This is a genomic window from Sinomicrobium endophyticum, assembly GCF_052983315.1.
Genome location: NZ_JBRKIS010000041.1, coordinates 240995 through 256864, shown reverse-complemented (window position 1 = coordinate 256864; position 15870 = coordinate 240995). Strand labels below are relative to the sequence as shown.

Below are 15870 nucleotides of genomic sequence, written 5' to 3'. Positions count from 1 at the left end.
CTGGAATATACGGATGAAGCCGGAGTCACCAGTACCGTAGACCTATCCACAGTCATCGACAATTTTGAAACCCTGACTACAATAGTCGATAACAACGATGGAACTTTTACCTATACCGATGAAGATGGCACACCGACAATCATCGATGTAAGCAATCTGGAGACTTTGACCACCATAGCCCTGAATCCCGATAACATCCATATCGATTATACCGATGAGGACGGGGTGGTCACGCAGCTGGATTTAAGTGCGATCATAGCCAACCTGGAAACCCTCACGACAATAGTCGATAACAACGATGGAACTTTTACCTATACCGATGAAGATGGCACACCAACAATCATCGACGTAAGCAATCTGGAGACTTTGACCAGTATGGTACAAGACGATATTACGGGTGTGATTACGTATACCGATGAGGATGGGATTGCAAGTACGGCAGAAGTAATAAGTGCCGATGCCAATAACCTTGTACAGGTAGGAACAGACGGCGGCTCCTTTATAGATGCAACAACTTTAACAGAACCCTGGTTTAGCGCCGATACGAATACCGGTGCAACCCTTAATACCGAAGATATCTATCATTTTGGTTACGTAGGTATTGGCACCGAAGCACCGGATAGAGGACTGTTAATTGAAAATAATAATATCAATGATAATAAGGATGATATTATGATCAGAACCTATAGTGGTATCTCCAGTAACACACCCGCCATAAATTTGAGAAGAGCTGCGGGAACGGCAGATGCACCGGAGAATCTTGTTGATGGAGATAATATTGGTGCTTTGGCTTTCACGGCCTATTCCAACGGGGATTTTGGTTCGTGGCATCAAACCGGTTTGAGAGCCTATTATAAAGGGGATGGTGTAAGTGGTGAGACAGAGCTGGAGTTCCGGACCTCTGATGCCAGTCAGATGTTTATTACCAAGGATGGCAATATCAATTTTGTCCAATACCCCAACACCCGTGACGATAGCGGAATCGCCGCTGTAGATAACCTGCTGTATACAGATGCCTTTGGGAATATGCTTTCTGCACCTGCGGCAAGTGTGGTGTCGGAACCCTGGTTTGACCAGGCCACCAATGATCAGGCCACAGAAAATACCCAGGACATTTACCAGATGGGTAAAGTGGGAATCCTTACCGATGATATGCTGGGCACAGCAGACCCGGATGTAGTATTGGCCATAAACGGTAAAATGCTGACACCCGTTTCCATCTATGCCGACTACGTTTTTGAAGATTATTTTGAAGGCTTCTCCGGGTTAAACGCTGACTATACGTTCAAATCACTTGGTGAAGTAGAACAATTTATCAACGAAAACCGCCATTTGCCCGGGATTACCAAAATAGACGCCCTGGCAAAAACTGAAAAAGGAGACTATATCATCAATCCTTCCGAGCTTTCGGTACAGGTACTGGAGAAAGTGGAAGAGTTATATCTCCATACTATTGAGCAGCAAAAACTTTTGGAGACAAAAGACAGGGAAATCAACATCCTTCAAAAGGAGGCTGAAGATATGAAGGAGCGCCTGGAGCGTCTGGAAAAATTATTACCGGAAATGCAATAGTAATAAAAGCCCTGGTATTCGGAAGAGATAAACCTCAAATCTTATTTAATTATTACTAAAAATATTTTATGCTCTCAATAATGAAAACCAACATTGCGATAATGCCTTTAATTCTCTGTTTTTGTTCACTGGCACAGGCACAAACGGGTATTAATACAACAACACCGGATCCCAGTTCGGTTCTGGATATAGAAAGTACCGATAAAGGTTTATTAATACCCCGGGTCTTTTTAACTGCTGTAACAGATGCAACAACCATAACAAACCCGGCAAAAAGTTTAGTGGTTTTTAATACAAACACCAATATCCTGGAAATGCCTTATAGTGAGGGATTGTATTATAATTCAGGGACCCCGGGAGATCCTGTCTGGGATAAGCTCGCTACTCAAGAAAGCGAATTTGCACTTCAGGATATCGTGTCACTGGTAGCAACCGCTCCTGTGGATGTGTCCGCCGGAACCCGGGATGATATAGATATAGGAATGTCCGTTGAAATAACTGTACCGGCCAACGCTATTGCGAAAATACTTTTGGATTACAGTGTCCCGATGGGAACAAACCCATTGGATAGTTCGAATGATAATGTTGGCGGGTATTTCGGAATACGCTTTTTGAAAAATGGAACCGAAGAGGCTATGGGCTCAAGGAAATTTTCGGTACCCTTTTCCAATTCGGGGACTCACATGGTTAGCGTTGGAGGCAAGTTTACGGAGGAAGTAGTCAATAATACGGCATCTGATGTTACGATCACCTATACGCTGAACGGTTATATTGAAAGTACGGATACAGGGACACGTTTTAATATGGCGGCCGTTGACCCCGATCCTAATTTTAACTGGGGACGTGCAGCCATGACAGCAACGGTTTTTGTTAAAAAATGATAATTAGTAAGAAAGTGGCAGTCCGGATTTTACAGTCATGTTATAAACGAAAGATTAATTGCATAGGGTTGTGTTTTGGTTTGGGTTGACCCGGAGTAATAAAAGGCTTCGGGTCAACAACCCAAATTTAAATCGGAAAGGTCAATCAATCAAACTCGGAATACAAAAGACAACCATTGATGAATAAAGCTATTAACAAAATAAAGTACACCAAATAGAAAATAAGTTTATGCTGAACTATAGATACATTATAATATTAATAATGAGCCTGTGTATTAACACATTACAGTCGCAAACCACGGGCATCAACACCACTGAGCCCAAGGCAACACTGGATGTGGTTGGTACACCTACAGATACCAATGTTTTGGACGGAGTCATACCACCGCGTATTTCCGGGGATCAGCTTGGGGCTAAAACCTACACAGTTGAACAAACAGGTGCTATGGTGTATGTGAATGCAGCAGCAACTACGCCATCCGGGCAAACCATCAATGTTACTGCACCGGGATATTATTATTATAATGGCACAGTTTGGACAAGTTTTGATCCTATAAACATTTATAACGCAAATGGTACGCTAATAAACAACAGGACAGTGAACACAGCTACACATTGGTTAGACTTTAGAAATGGAACGAGCGCTACACGATTGAATAATATAAATCCAGGAATTGCAATGCTATCCACAACTGCTGAAAATAGAGGTGCGCTAAGAGCAGGAGCAGGAGGATCGTTTATTGATGTTTTTGTAGATAATGGATCTGCTGCTCAAATAGCAAGTGCAGGAACGAGTACAGGGTTGTATGTAGGTTCTGCTACTGGTTCTGCTACTCCGCTTAGACTGATGACAAATGGCACAACAAGGGCTATGGTAACAGCAACAGGCTTGGTAGGTATTGGAACAGCTTCCGGGACAGCAACCGAGCAACTGGACGTGACGAACGGCAATGTAAGAATAAGAGACGTCAATACCAATGTAGGTGACGGAACTACAGATCGCAGAGTGGTAGCTGATGCGGATGGCGTGTTAAAAACGTTAGACTCGGATGATTATACGTTTTTTCATGCGCGGTTGACCACAGATCAAATCCTGTCGAGTGATGCGCTTGCAAATACGATATTGTTTGACACCCCGGTAGCAACTTCTCCCTTTTATGCTTACGACAACGTAACGGGAATATTAACATTTAATGCCCCGGGTTTATATAATATAACCTTGCAAGGAGGATTTACGGAATTTATAGCCGGGAACCATTTGCTTTTGGGCATACTAGACCATACCACAGGCCTGTATATTGGCAGAGGGAGCCATTGGACAGCCGTAGATCGTTCCGGAGGTGTCGGGCAAATATTCAATTATATAACGATGATCAATGTTCCGAGTGCCGGTTTTCAGATACGTTGTATTGCTTACGCAAGTAGTTCCGGAAATGGAGTGTTGTTGGCAAATGAATCGGGAGCATCAGGATCCGGTAATGTAACCAATATTACGATACAAAAAACGAGATAGATTTTTAGTTGCAACGGTTAAAAAATGACAGGGATAAAAGCATGCATTATGACAGGTAAAATCAAGGATATGATACTAACGATATCTACAATAGGACTTTTTTTAGTCACATGGAATGTTTTCGGACAAAAATCGGGCATTAATACCACAAGTCCGGACGCCATGTTGCATGTTGAGCCATCCAATAAAATCAATCCGACAGGAGCAGACGGGGTATTGATTCCCAGAATGGCAGATTATCCCGGCAATGGGGTTGAAAAAGGACAGTTGATTTACTTGCTAAACCATCCCACAGACCAGGAAGGCTTTTATTTTTGGGATGGCACTACCTGGGTGTGGCTCATCAATAATTATGAAAGAACCATTGACGTGGCAACTTATGTCGCAAGTGGCAGTGGATACACAGGTACGGGGAACAGCAGAGTCGTTAATTTCTCCAGAATAGATGCTTTTGATGCTGCAGGATTTACGGTTTCTGCGAATAATGTAACGGTAGGGAAGTCCGGCAGGTATTTGATAACATTCACGGCAAGCGCTAAAAGAACAGGAAGTGCTACAGGGGCCAACCAGGCAAATTTCACCTATCAGTTGTTTAGAAATGGCGTTCCATTGCCGCTTTCAACAGGAAGGGTCACTGCGTCTACATCCAATGAAATCCCCAGTGCTACCAGTGCGGCTTTTAGTACGATTGAAGATTTGCAGATTGGTGATGTGTTGCGAGTGGACGTTATTAGAAGTAATGAAGATCCACAGGCCTTTACCGGTTATGGAATCAATGGCTTGACTTTAACTTTTTTACGTTGATTAGTTGCTTATGAAAAATATATCAAAAATAATTTTAGCCTTTATGTTAGTGTCTTTTCTCAGATGGACACCTGTTTTTTCTCAGGTTGGGGTTACGGGTGTAAACGTTTTAGAACCCAAAGCTTCACTTCATGTAGAGCCTTTAAATAATGTAAACCCGGAAACAGGTGCCGGGATTTTGATTCCTTCTGTCACCCGGTTTTCTACAGTTAACCCCGGTGCTGCACAATATGGCATGTTGGTGTTCCGGTCTGAAGTAACGAGTAGTGGGTTTGAGGGTTTTTACTATTGGGACAATCCAAATACCACCTGGGAGTATATCGTTACCGAAAAAATTACAGAGCTTGATCTAAACAAGTCTTCGACCTATGGCACTGCTTTTGAAACCGATATCGTTTCCGGGAATACCAATTATGTAAAGGTGCCTTTTGAAGTGGTCGAGTCGCCTAAAGCATCCTATTTTATAGATGCCAATGGTGATTTGAACATTGGCCAAACGGGCGATTACTACCTTTCATTTACCGGAGGCGTAAACAAACCAAATACGGGGGAAAATATTGCAGAAGGCATTTCAACGGCAGTATTCGTGAATGGCGGGATTAATGCCGATTTGATATCAAATACCGTTTTTCCTTCGGTTTTAAACAATTCCCGCTCTGTAACTTTTGCCATATCGAGTAGCGTAACCTTGCAGGCAGGCGATAAAATATCATTAAGAACACGCCGGAATTCGGCAACACAATCAGGAACTTTAACCGTCAATTCCCCTTTTACATTAATCGTATCTTATTTAGACTAAATCATGAAAAATTATATATCCTTATTCTTATTCTTGATTTCCTTGCAAATGTTAGCGCAAGGCACTGTTGGTATTAACGAGTTAGATCCTAAAACAACTATGGATATTAGCACCACAGACCCGACAAACCCAAATTTTGACGAAGGAATTATCGTGCCCAGAGTTACAAACTTAAACGTAACAGACCCTAAGGAAGAGGGCTTGTTGGTTTTTTATGAATCTCCTGATAATGACAGAGGCTTCTATTGGTGGGATGGGGTTACATGGTGGCCTTTTATTTCTATTTCTCAGATTACTGCAGATTTGACGATTGCCCATGCCTTTTGTGAAAATATCTTTAGAGAAGGTGATATGACGGCAAATACTGCAACCAATCTCAGAACCATTGAGTTTGACGGTTTAAAAACAAAAGATGTTGATAATTACGAAATAAACCCGGATGGAGAATTGGTTGTTAAAAGAGGAGGAAAGTATCATGTATATGGTGTAGTAAATGTTAGGCATGTCTCTGCAAGCACCGGAGCAAACAGAAGAGACGCTCTGGAAGCAAAGCTTTATGTGAACGGAACCGATGCCTCAGCTACAAATGGCAATCTGAATATTGAAGCGGCCAACAGCTTCCCAACAGGAAATTTTACCATAGTCATGTTTATGTCCGGGGTTTTGCATTTGGATGATAACGATAGGTTGCTGTTTAAAGTAAACAGATACTATAGAGATGCAGATTCTCCAATAACTATAAGACCAGATCCGGATGCGTTATCAAATCTTACCTTAAAATATTTGGGGGATTTTTAAATAGTCAAATAAGGGAAGTGAAAAACGAAGAAGGAGGTATGTAAAAAGACAAATAGAATTGTTGATAGAAGAAAGCATTTTAGTCCACTAAAAAATAGAAAAAAATGAAGACAGTCATAAAAAAACGTATAACAGCTTTGATAGTCATAGGATTTGCCTGCTGTATCGGTGCATATAGCCAAACCGTCAATACCGGTGAGTTGATTATTATGCCAGGCACACAGGTATCCACCTTGTACGATTTTGATAACACTGCGGACGGGGATGTGATCAATGACGGAGAGTTCTTTGTTTACGGAAATTTCCACAACGATGGCCTGGTGACATTCAGTCCGGGGCAAAATACAGGTTTCACCCGTTTTGAAGGGCTTACGGGAATGCAGTCCATTTCCGGAAGTATGCCCAGCGCTTTCTGGGATGTACTGTTTGATAACCCTGCCACACAGCCTTCCTTTGCGCTTTCCGGGGACATAGATATACACGGGGAAGCGATATTCAATGATGGTATTGTAGACGGAGATGACTACGGGGGGCTGGTCACTTTTTATCCCGGGGCATTTCACAGCCAGGTAGCCGATAATAGTTTTGTGGACGGCCAGGTTCGGAAAATAGGCGATGAAGCTTTCGATTATCCCATAGGAGATGACGGATATTATCGCCGGGCCTCTATGTCGCCCCCTTCCGATCTGACCGATCATTTCACCTCGCAGTATATTCTGGAAAACTCCGATCCCCTGCACACTCACAGCAGCAAGGAAGAAGGGATAAGCCTTATAGACAATACCGAATACTGGGAAATAGAGCGCACCGAAGGAGAATCCGATATTGTGCTGACCCTGACCTGGAACGAAGAAACTACTCCTTCTGAAATCCTGAGTAATGAAGAAGGTATGGCTATACATATTGTTCGCTGGGACGAAAACAGCAACATGTGGGTAGATGAAGGTGGAAGTGTAAATATAAGCAACAAGACCGTAACCACAGCAGTATCCGGTTATGGCATTTTTACTTTTGGAAAGGTAGCCGAAGAAACTCCTGACGAAGGATTGGTGATCTATAACGGTCTTTCCCCGGACGGGGACGGGAGGAATGATTTCTTTTATATCAAGGGGATAGAAAACTACCCGGAGAATACCGTGGAAATATATAACCGTTGGGGAATAAAAGTGTTTGAAACCCGGGGCTATAACAGCAGTGACAGGGTTTTCCGGGGATATTCCGAAGGACGTGCCACAATAAACAAAAACAAACGATTACCCACAGGAACGTATTTCTACATTTTGAAATACAGGGCAGAAAACGGGACTATGGTAGACAGGTCGGGGTACCTGTATCTCAATTGATTAGTTATGGTTTGATCAATGACCGGTATCCGGGAACACATATTACCAGGATACGGAAACCCATAGTCCCGCTGATTGGTTCCCGGTACCGGTTATTTAAAAAAATGAAAAGAGATTTTATCACATAGAGTTGCACGTAGAAAAACTAAGCATATGAAATGCCATTAACAAAACGACAAACCTTCCGATCGTTATCGGGATCATAATGTTCTTAGGGGCATTACTCGTATAGTCAGTTGTTATTTTGTCATTGGAACTCGTGAATCTTCGATTTCCATCTGACCTCTTAAAAACAAATAAAAAAGAACAGATGAAAAAAATTACTTTAATATTTACGCTGCTGATTTCGCTGCTGATGTACGGGCAACAAGAGCCTCAATACACCCAGTATATGTACAATACCATAAGTGTTAACCCCGGTTATGCCGGTACTCGCGGCGTGGCAAGTATTTTCGGATTATACAGGTCGCAATGGGTTGGTCTGGACGGAGCGCCGAAAACGGCACAGTTTTCCATACACTCTCCCATAAGTTACCAGGGACATGGACTGGGATTGTCCATTATCAACGATGAAATAGGTCCTGCCAGGGATACCTATATCAACGTGAGTTATTCCTATAAGTTACAACTGGATTACGATACCTGGCTGAATCTGGGACTGATGGCGGGGGGAAGTTTCCTGGAAGTGGACTACGATAAATTGAATGTGGATGACCCGGGAGATCCTCAATTGTCCGGAAAACTGAACAAATTCTCACCAAATGTGGGCGTGGGCGCCTATTTACATTCGGATAATTGGTACATAGGCCTTTCGGTACCGGCACTCCTGGAAACCAGGTTTTACGACGATATCCAGCAATCCGTAGCTAAAGAAAGAATGCACTTTTACCTGATCGGCGGCTATGTCTTTGATTTGAGCCCCGGCATTCAATTTAAACCTGCCACCTTGATAAAAGCAGTAAGCGGTGCACCATTGGCGGTGGACATATCTGCCAATTTCCTGTTCAACGAGAATTTTACTATTGGCGCTGCCTATCGATGGGATGCCGCAGTAAGCGGAATGGCAGGGTTTAATATCAACCGGAACCTGCAAATAGGCTACGCCTATGACTTTGATACCAACCGTTTGGGAAATTATAATTCGGGGAGCCATGAAATATTCATCAGGTATGAATTCATATCCTCGTCCGGAAACAGGTTGCGAACACCAAGATTTTTCTGATGTAACCATCTAAAGCCACTTATTATGAAAAAATATGTATGCTTAACGATATTATCTGTTCTTACCGGAAGTTTTATTTTCGGCCAGGAAGCAAGAAAAGAGCGGGGGGATAAAAGCTATGCCAAATTTGCCTATATCAAAGCGAGTGAATTGTACCAAAGACTGGTAGAGAAAGGATATGAATCCCAGGACCTGTATGGAAAACTTGCCGACACTTATTATTTTAACTCCCGTTACGGGGATGCCCTGCCCCATTACGAGAAAATGCTGTCCTATTCAGGAGAAGTAAGACCGGCATATTATTACCGGTATGCCCAGTGCCTGAAATCGGAAGGGAAATATAAGGAAGCCGAAAAAGTCCTGGAAGAATTTTATACCCTTATCGGCCAGCCCGGAGGTCCCGCAGAATCATTGTCTGATCATATCGCGGAGATAGAAGCTCTTTCCGGGAGATATGACGTAACCGATGCGGGAATAAATACAGAATATGCCGATTTCGGTACGGCTTTTATGGGAGACGGTGAAGTGCTTTTTGCTACGGCAAGGGATACCGGCATATTTGTAAGGCGTACCCACGTGTGGAACAAAAATCCTTTTTTAAAACTGTATTCCGCTACTGTAAACAGTGAAGGAAACCTGGAGGAGCCTGTAAAGGTGGAGGGGGAGGTAAACAAAAAGTACCATCAAAGTACGCCGGCCGTGACCAAAGACGGTAAGACCATGTACTTTACCCGGAACAATTTTCTGAAAGGGAAATACACAAAAGCGAAGAACGGTACCAATCACCTGAAAATATACCGGGCAACATACCGGGACGGGAAATGGGAAAATATAGAAGATCTGAGTATTAACAGCGATGAATACTCCACGGCACACCCTGCCCTGAGCCCCGATGGGAAACAGCTTTATTTTGTTTCCGACAGGCACGGAACAAGAGGGAACTCCGACCTGTTTGTTGCAGATATCAGGGCTGACGGTAGTTTTGGTCCGGTTCAAAACCTGGGCGATGAAATAAATACGTCGGGAAGGGAGACCTTTCCCTATGTAAGCAGTTCGGGAGAACTGTACTTTGCTTCCGACGGGCATCCCGGCCTTGGAGGATTGGACATATTTACAGTACGCAAAGACGCTTTTGGCAATGATCAGGTTGTCAATATAGGAAAGCCTGTCAATTCTACGGCTGATGATTTTGCGTATATCATCAACGAGGAAAGCAAAAGAGGGTTCTTTTCCTCCAATCGCGACCAGGATAGCGGTTTTGACAATATATATTCCCTTGTGGAAAAGGAACCTATAGCCCTTGTTGCAGAACTTTGCGGGCATGTCAGAGACAGTCTTACCAGGGTACCGCTGGGGGGGACACAGCTAACCCTATACGATGAAAACGGCGAGAAACTTAAAACGTTTCAAACCGATAACTCGGGTGACTTTTGCCTGGAAATCCCTCCCCGTAAAAATTACAACCTCCGGGCTGAGAAAGAAGAATACCAAATCCATGAGGAGTTTATTGCCGGCCTGGAAAACGGGGAGAAGCGGGAATTATTAATAGAACTGAACCGGGAAGATATTATAGTGACTACAGGGGATGACCTGACAGCAAAACTCGGGTTAAAACCCATTTATTTTGACTTTGATGGTTACAAGATACGGGAAGTATCAAAAATAGAACTGGGCAAAGTCATAGACGTAATGCAACAATATCCTGAGATATCCATAGATGTACGTTCGCATACCGACAGCAGGGGAAGTGATTCCTATAACCTGCAATTGTCCGAAAGAAGGGCCAAAGCTACGGTAGATTATATAGTGAATACAGGAGGAATATCGCGTGACAGGATAAACGGGAAAGGTTATGGAGAAACCCGATTGGTAAATAATTGCAGTAATGGTGTACCATGTACGACAGAACAACATCAGTTAAACAGGAGAAGTGAATTTGTTATCCTAAAAATGTAATGAATTCACGGTCCGGAAAATAGCATTTTTTTAATTCCCGGGCGGCATCTGGTAGGATTTTTATTGAAAACGCTAAAACAGTACCAACTATGGAAAGTATTTATGAAATAATGGTAGAACCGGACTATATTAATGATACTGGTAATAGTTCGGATGAGGACAGGGACAAGAAAGGAAAAGAACTTGAGGTTGAGGAAATCTTAAAGAATTTAAAACTGGATCTCGGGGTTAAAACAAATGTGGAGCTTTCGGAAGTCCTCAATGTCCGCCCTAATACCATATCTACCTGGAAAAAAAGGAATAGCATGGATTATAGTCGGTTGATAGCTATTGGTAAATCGCTTAAAATAGACCTTAATCGCTTGTTCTCGAATAATGTAAAGAAAGATCCGTGCAAGGAAAATGTTATTGTTGTGCCCCGGGAGTTTCAATACCAGTACGTAACCGGTTTCGGTAAAAAAGAATTTCTGAATAAGATGCCCCGGCACAAATTTTCTTTTGACACCGGAGGAGGTAAAATAAGGATATTTCAGATAGATAATATCACTTCATTTTCTTCTTTTAAAGGAAATTTCTTTGCCGTTGGAGAATTGGTAAATGACATCGGAAATATAATTGAAGATACCGTTTACATTATTGTAAATAAAGTAAGCGGAATTTCCGTAGGTAAGATAGAACATTACAATAGTAACCCGGATACTTTGTATGTCGTAAACGATCAAAATAAAGGAACCGGGAATAAAATAAGTATCTGCGCCGGAGATGTTGTGGAAATATGGAAAGTGAACAGCATTATTTTCGGTAAGCTGTAAAAAAATCCGGAAAGTAAATAAAGTCTTGAAACCGTAGGGAAAACTAGGGGATATCTGTGAAAAAAGGCGCATAAAAGAACCAAAGGATAAAACTTAGTCTCTAAATAATCTTCATGACGCGGGGGCGTATAATAATCAGGATTACCGTATTTCCCTGTTCGGCATACCGTTTGGCCATTTCAAGCCCGAATCCCGAGCTGCCGCCGGTGATAAGTATGGTATTTATTGTTGTGTTGCCATAATGGTTTTTATCAAACATTTATGGCGTAAAATTAGATCGCTTGTGGCAGGCCTGCATTGACCTATGTTAACTGTTCATTTTATACTGAATCTGTATAATATTTCCGCCAATGTGCTTATGACCGAGCAACTCAAGGTCTTGGTACTTTCCGTCAGTTGGCCTTAAATCTAACCCCTCTGCTATGTATGGATTAATGTTAATATACATTTCATCCACCAAGTTGTCGGTAAGCAGGGAATTGTGTAAACTGACACCTCCTACCACAAAGGCTTGCTGATATCCCTTTTTATTCAAATAATCCAACATTTCTTGGGGCGATCCGACTGTTTTTATTCCTTCGAACATCTTACTTGTAGATACCACAACTACATCGAGACCGTTTTGATTAACTTCCTCACCAAATATCTCATACGATCTGCGGCCCAAAACGATATTACCTGCTTCCATTGCGTGTGAAAAGAGGTCATCTAACTCTTCTTGCTTTGGCATTTGACCGGAATCGCTACTACCATAGTTACCGTTTGCCGTTAGTCCGGCATAGAGAATTGTTTTCATTTGTCCTGTTTTTTGATTACTGATTATTTTTATTGTAAAACTAAAAAAACGCCGACAATTTTGTATATTAACAACCCATTGTATGGTACTAACATTAATGTAAGTTATGACTAAAATAAAAGAAAGCTCTACCAACTATGAGAACAAGCAAAACCTGTCTTCCTGCTGTTCCATCATCTATGCCACTCAGCTTCTTAGTGGTCAGTGGACGCTGGCGATCTGTTGCGCTTTGGAGAATGGAAAGCTGCGTTTCAGCGAGTTAAAAAAAAGTATTCCCGATATTACGGAACGAATGCTCAGTTATCAATTGCGGAAGATGGAAGCTAACAAACTGATAACACGTATGGTCCATGCCGAAGTGCCCCCAAAAGTAGAGTACGAACTAACGCCAATTACCCGGGAACTCGACCCCATTGTAAAAGAACTGGAAGCTTGGGGAGACCGTCATAAAAAGATTATATGAAAACCTCATAATGGGCACCTGCATGGCGGCAGGTTTAACAAGCAAAGACCAATGCCTTCCGTCCCGAAAGCTTTAGGGATATCGGAATGATATAAATCAATGGATTATGATTTATGTGTAGATGAAACAACCTATGTTAACCGGCCATTTTTTTTCGTATGCGGCTGAGGGATTCGGGCTGTATGCCCAGGTATGAAGCAATCATCCGTTGTGGAACCCGGTGTTCTAAATCCGGAAACTCCAAAAGGAAAACCCGATACCGGGTTTCGACATCGGATAAAAGGAACTCCCGTTCTCTTTTTTCTTTGGTGCAGTAACCTTTTTCAAGGGCATGGATCAGGAACTTATCCCAAAAAGGGTTGTTATTTTGTAGCTGAAGCCACTTATGGTAGTTCACTTCCAAAATTTCCGAATCTTCCAGGGGCTGGATAAAAAAATAGGATGGGGCAGGCAGGTCTGTGCCTACTTTATGAATCTCAGTGATAAAATAAGACCCGTGACAGGGAAAACCACAAAGGGCTCAAAGTTTTTCACAAAGCCCACAAAGTCAGGTTCTTTTGAAATGCCTATTCATTTTATACGTATACAAATATTTAACTATTTGTTTAATAACATCGAAACGTTAGTGACTATATATATCTTGAATTACTTCAAAAACAGAAGTACAAACGTTTCAGCAGAATCTTTTAATGCAAAAATAAAAACCTTTAGAAGTCAGCTCGAAGGTGTGAAAAATATTCAATTCTTCCTATACAGATTAACTACAATTTTTATGTAGTCCTTAACCTTTAGGATTGATCCGTTTGTAGTCTGTTTTTATACGAATTTTGGAGTGTAGTTTCCCATTCATTTTCTATGGGAAAAAATCGGTAAATCGAAAGTCTTGGCTCATTTTAATTTCAATTTTGGATGATAGGTATAAAATATTAAAGGCGAATAGGTTACCAGTGTTTAAACTGATATACCTATTCGCCTTAAATTTGTATTTGTGACCTCGGCAGGATTCAAACCCGTTACCGAAACCCTCATATTTGTTGGGGTCGCAATAAATTCTATGTTTAATGTTGACGATTTGTGAACTGGAATCAATAGGATGTGTTCTAATCCAGCATTTCGTGTCAAACAAAATTACAAAATTCTGATAGAGTTTTAATTTTTTTGAAATTGCTTAATGGAAAAAGACATTTTGATTATTTGGTTATACAAAAATAATAATGTTATGTTTAGTAGGGTGAACAATTAGACATAAGGACGCGATGTAATTCCATAATCTATAAAGACACTTGACGCAGGAACTGACTCCGCAAGGTGTGGGACCTTTCAGCCGCACGAAAAGGAGAAGTCAAATATTCGTTTTTAGTTAAAATCAGGACCAGTTGTTTGCTTATTTTTTACTCGTGTAAAACATTTTGTCTTTTTTGAGCAGAAATTTTTAATTTTATACCGTTTGGTGTTTCTAGTGCGATTTAGGCGGTTGCTGAGAAAGGGGAATATATTTCAGAAATAGGATCAATATTCCTTACTTGAAGAAAGAACACTGGTAAAACCAACATTAATTTTAACCTTACCCTTAATGCCATTCGGTCTGAGGAGCATGGATTTCCAGTGATGTTCTGAAGGATCAATAATAATACCTTAAATATTATGAAAGCGTCCCAATCATTGCCCCGACCAGAAAATTGGCAGGATTTTGAAAGTCTCTGTAAAAAATTATGGGGAGAGATATGGGATTGCCCCGAGATAAAGAAAAACGGACGTTCCGGTCAAAGCCAATCCGGCATTGATATTTATGGTATGCCATCCGGTGAGAAATTTTATTATGGGATACAGTGTAAAGGCATAAGTGAGTATAGCAACTATCAATTAACAGAAAAGGAAATCATTGAGGAAATTGAAAAGGCAAAACATTTTGAACCGAAACTGAAGAAAATGTACTTTGCCACTACTGCCCTTAAAGATAGTAAGGTCGAGGCCTTTATTCGAAAAAAGAATATTGAACATCTAAATAACGATTTGTTCGAGGTACATATCTATTGCTGGGAGGATATTGTGGATCTGATCTTTGAAAATAAATCCACATATAGTTATTACCTCAATAGTGAAAATTTCAAGAAAAATTATTCTGTAAGGGTAACATTTGAAAATGGGAAGGTTGAAATGACAGGACGACCAAAGTTCTTTAAAAAGACCCATATTGCCAGTAGCAGATACGAAGAAATGCAAAGGACCGCAGAAAAGTTTATACCACCCGTTTTGAAAAATCAATTAAAATGGCAGGAAAAAATGTGGAGGAATCATGGAATATTGGATGTTGGAGGATTTTCAATTACAAATTATGCCGAATTCAATAGAAGTTTTGTTGAATTTAAAATGTTGGTAAAAAATAATGGTTCCGAACCTTTGGAACACTGGAAACTTATGATGCAGTTTCCAAATGAAATAGTGGAGTTATCAGAAGAGAACAAAGAAATAAAAAGTAATTTTGGTGCTCTACAACACCGAAACATCAACTATGATACGACGATCGACAATGAAAGCCTGTTAGTGGAAATAGAACCAAGAAAGAAAATTTTGGTAGGGGATGACTTCTTTCTTTCAACACCAATCTTCTTTAAGCCGCGGGCCAAAGAAAACACTATAGAAATTTCTTGGAAATTGGTCTCAAAGCATTTTAAGGAGGAAGGCATTTTGAAAGTTCTTATTGAGCCCGAATATGATTACAATCGAGTACCGGTGCCGGATGATTCACCATTGCTTTTGGACGAAAATAAAAGAGTTGTATTTGAGGATTTTATTGAACGTGTTGAAGATGAGTGATTAAACCCTATAGATCAGACCGGTGCGGATACATATTCAAATTACCTTCCTTCAGTGTCAATTCCGTTAAATTACTTTGCGGTTTTATTATCCT

14 protein-coding genes and 1 pseudogene are annotated in these 15870 nt (G+C 41.2%); 13 read left to right on the top strand and 2 right to left on the bottom strand.

Annotated elements, in window-relative coordinates:
- The 10 genes and pseudogenes from ACVBDU_RS16395 to ACVBDU_RS16350 all read left to right on the top strand — a co-directional run.
- Positions 1-1572, top strand: a pseudogene (locus tag ACVBDU_RS16395) (hypothetical protein); the annotation flags it as partial.
- An 80-nt stretch (positions 1573-1652) separates the two neighbouring features.
- Complete coding sequence (locus ACVBDU_RS16390) at positions 1653-2453, top strand: phage tail-like protein (protein ID WP_447180805.1); 801 nt, start codon at positions 1653-1655, stop codon at positions 2451-2453.
- Between the two features lie 262 nt (positions 2454-2715).
- A complete protein-coding gene (locus ACVBDU_RS16385; protein ID WP_447180804.1) occupies positions 2716-3966 on the top strand; it encodes a phage tail-like protein in 1251 nt (416 codons plus the stop codon).
- 48 nt (positions 3967-4014) lie between these two features.
- On the top strand, positions 4015-4770 hold the full coding sequence (locus ACVBDU_RS16380; RefSeq protein ID WP_447180803.1) for a phage tail-like protein: 756 nt from the start codon (positions 4015-4017) through the stop codon (positions 4768-4770).
- 43 nt (positions 4771-4813) lie between these two features.
- On the top strand, positions 4814-5569 hold the full coding sequence (locus tag ACVBDU_RS16375; RefSeq protein ID WP_447180802.1) for a phage tail-like protein: 756 nt from the start codon (positions 4814-4816) through the stop codon (positions 5567-5569).
- Between the two features lie 3 nt (positions 5570-5572).
- Positions 5573-6367, top strand: coding sequence for a phage tail-like protein (locus ACVBDU_RS16370; RefSeq protein ID WP_447180801.1), 795 nt, complete (start codon positions 5573-5575; stop codon positions 6365-6367).
- A 104-nt stretch (positions 6368-6471) separates the two neighbouring features.
- The gene (locus tag ACVBDU_RS16365) at positions 6472-7710 is read left to right on the top strand and encodes a T9SS type B sorting domain-containing protein (RefSeq protein WP_447180800.1); all 1239 of its coding nucleotides are present in this window, start codon (positions 6472-6474) and stop codon (positions 7708-7710) included.
- A 310-nt stretch (positions 7711-8020) separates the two neighbouring features.
- The gene (locus ACVBDU_RS16360) at positions 8021-8932 is read left to right on the top strand and encodes a PorP/SprF family type IX secretion system membrane protein (protein ID WP_447180799.1); all 912 of its coding nucleotides are present in this window, start codon (positions 8021-8023) and stop codon (positions 8930-8932) included.
- 24 nt (positions 8933-8956) lie between these two features.
- Positions 8957-10888: an OmpA family protein gene (locus ACVBDU_RS16355; protein WP_447180798.1), complete on the top strand. Its 1932-nt coding sequence runs from the start codon at positions 8957-8959 to the stop codon at positions 10886-10888.
- Positions 10889-10977: 89 nt separating this feature from the next.
- Positions 10978-11700, top strand: coding sequence for a helix-turn-helix domain-containing protein (locus tag ACVBDU_RS16350; RefSeq protein ID WP_447180797.1), 723 nt, complete (start codon positions 10978-10980; stop codon positions 11698-11700).
- 100 nt (positions 11701-11800) lie between these two features.
- Here ACVBDU_RS16350 and ACVBDU_RS16345 read toward each other — a convergent pair whose 3' ends face one another.
- Complete coding sequence (locus ACVBDU_RS16345; RefSeq protein WP_447180796.1) at positions 11801-11959, bottom strand: SDR family NAD(P)-dependent oxidoreductase; 159 nt, start codon at positions 11957-11959, stop codon at positions 11801-11803.
- A gap of 48 nt (positions 11960-12007) precedes the next feature.
- Complete coding sequence (locus tag ACVBDU_RS16340; RefSeq protein WP_447180795.1) at positions 12008-12496, bottom strand: dihydrofolate reductase family protein; 489 nt, start codon at positions 12494-12496, stop codon at positions 12008-12010.
- A gap of 106 nt (positions 12497-12602) precedes the next feature.
- On the opposite strand from ACVBDU_RS16340, the gene ACVBDU_RS16335 reads away from it, so the two are divergent.
- The 3 genes from ACVBDU_RS16335 to ACVBDU_RS16325 all read left to right on the top strand — a co-directional run bounded on the left by ACVBDU_RS16335 (position 12603) and on the right by ACVBDU_RS16325 (position 15776).
- Positions 12603-12959, top strand: coding sequence for a winged helix-turn-helix transcriptional regulator (locus tag ACVBDU_RS16335; protein ID WP_447180794.1), 357 nt, complete (start codon positions 12603-12605; stop codon positions 12957-12959).
- Positions 12960-13344: 385 nt separating this feature from the next.
- On the top strand, positions 13345-13737 hold the full coding sequence (locus tag ACVBDU_RS16330; protein WP_447180793.1) for a transposase: 393 nt from the start codon (positions 13345-13347) through the stop codon (positions 13735-13737).
- Positions 13738-14603: 866 nt separating this feature from the next.
- Positions 14604-15776, top strand: coding sequence for a hypothetical protein (locus ACVBDU_RS16325; RefSeq protein WP_447180792.1), 1173 nt, complete (start codon positions 14604-14606; stop codon positions 15774-15776).
- Positions 15777-15870: the final 94 nt, after the last annotated feature.